Source organism: Roseateles sp. P5_B10, from assembly GCF_056400485.1.
Genome location: NZ_JBFULE010001030.1, coordinates 1 through 1,605 on the forward strand (window position 1 = coordinate 1; position 1,605 = coordinate 1,605).

The 1,605-nt window shown below is 51.2% G+C and carries 2 protein-coding genes; both read right to left on the reverse strand.

What is annotated here, in order from left to right; all coding sequences use genetic code 11:
- Position 1 precedes the first annotated feature (1 nt).
- On the reverse strand, positions 2–379 hold the full coding sequence (locus tag AC1DU6_RS30460; protein ID WP_477861815.1) for a cysteine peptidase family C39 domain-containing protein: 378 nt from the start codon (positions 377–379) through the stop codon (positions 2–4).
- Between the two features lie 202 nt (positions 380–581).
- Entirely contained in the window at positions 582–1,433 is an 852-nt protein-coding gene (locus tag AC1DU6_RS30465) for a hypothetical protein (RefSeq protein ID WP_477861817.1), read from the reverse strand.
- Positions 1,434–1,605: the final 172 nt, after the last annotated feature.

Consider the following 1,605-nt stretch of genomic DNA (forward strand, 5'->3'; position numbering starts at 1 on the left):
GTCATAACTCGAGGGCGACCCCTGTAAAGTGTTGCGATAAATCAGCCAGCCCTAAGCTCCGCGTACCGATAGCCGGATCCAGGATAATGACACTGTTGCGTCTAATCCTTTTTAATACGACAAAATGGTTTAAACCCCAATGCAGGATACATGGAAGCTGTACCCCCCGCAGATCGGCTAATGGCACGCGGAGCGCTCTTGAGGAGAGGCCGAACCGCGAAGCAGATTGCATTAGCTGCCGCAGTGTTGTGCCCTTGAGACTAATTCCCATCCGACGTCGAGCGTCGCTAATTTCAATATTTTGTTTATAGTGAGAAAGCACCATCAGCAAGCATGCCAGTCCGCACTCTGCCGCTTCAGACTGCAGTTGCACTCTCATCGTTCAACCTTGATAGACCATTGTTGAGGGGCGAAATGCCTTCGGAGCGCCTGATGTTCAAGAGCTTTACACCGCTGAATCGTATGAAATTGGCAATTAGGTTTCCGAACTCCACGATTTGGTAGTACGTCATTTGAGGATCAGTGCCACCGACGCCTCCTTGCAAGCCATTTTCAAGGGTCTTGCCCAAGATTGCTGTTGCTCAACTTGCTGCTCGTCCATATGCAACGGTAAGCTGGGGAAAATCGATAAGTAGTACACCTTCCCAGAAAAACTCATTTCCGATGATTCCCTGAAATTCGGGTATGACCGCCTTGCTTTGTTCGTGAAGGAGGACATCCTGAATGCAAAATCCGATTAAGCAGACCTGATGGCGCCCTTGCAACTCGACGAAGCTCATGTCATCGCCTTCGAGGGTGTATTCCCCGCTGAGATTAAAGGCTTCGACACTTACGTTTCTTGTGGCGATGGCTTCATCGGTGTGGCTTGGCCAGGACACGAGATTGAATAATCCGGCGCCAGTGTCCAACAACATTAGCCCTGCGGCTTTGCCGTCTATATCGACATTAATGCCATAGTGGGAAGTGCCCTTGGCGTGCGTCACACGTGTCAGTGTGGTGCGGGTAAAGTTAAGCCCTTGATAGAGTAAGTCAAGATTCGCGCCGGGAGCGAGCACGGAAATGATTTGCTGCGGATAGTCGATAACGAGTATTTCTTTCTGCAGCGCATCCAATCCGATGACGCCGACCACGCCTTCGCCATTGGAATCGTCACTCGAGGGCCGGCGGCAAAACTCCCAAGCAACGATTTCCCAAACAGAACCGCTGCGGGTCGGCACTCGCAAGACATACTCTCCAGGCCTGTCGGCTTTGCGCAAGATCCCTTCTACCTGAAGTTTGGAAATGGCGTCTGCATAGATGTATGAAGAGGGAGCACCGGTGTCCAACTGTAGAAAGATCTGTCTTTCGGCATCGAGGGGAACCTTTATCGCGACTTTTTGGAAGTGGCGCCCACCGACATCCACGTCGCCCCACTCAAAGACCATAGTTTTCATAGCTTCGCCATGTTCGGATACGGTGATGGCTTTTCAGTGTATTCGCGCAGTCGGAATTAGCCGGATATCGTTGGTGGGGGTTGGTCGGATATTACGAAACTCTTGTGATTGGAATGATCTTAGAATCAGGTCTGGCAACGGTGTGATGGGGACAGGCGAGATGGTCAAGTTG

Coding starts and splice junctions, on each gene's coding strand:
- AC1DU6_RS30460 (WP_477861815.1), bottom strand. CDS start 379: ATGAGAGTGCAACTGCAGTCTGAAGCGGCAGAGTGCGGACTGGCATGC.
- AC1DU6_RS30465 (WP_477861817.1), bottom strand. CDS start 1,433: ATGAAAACTATGGTCTTTGAGTGGGGCGACGTGGATGTCGGTGGGCGC.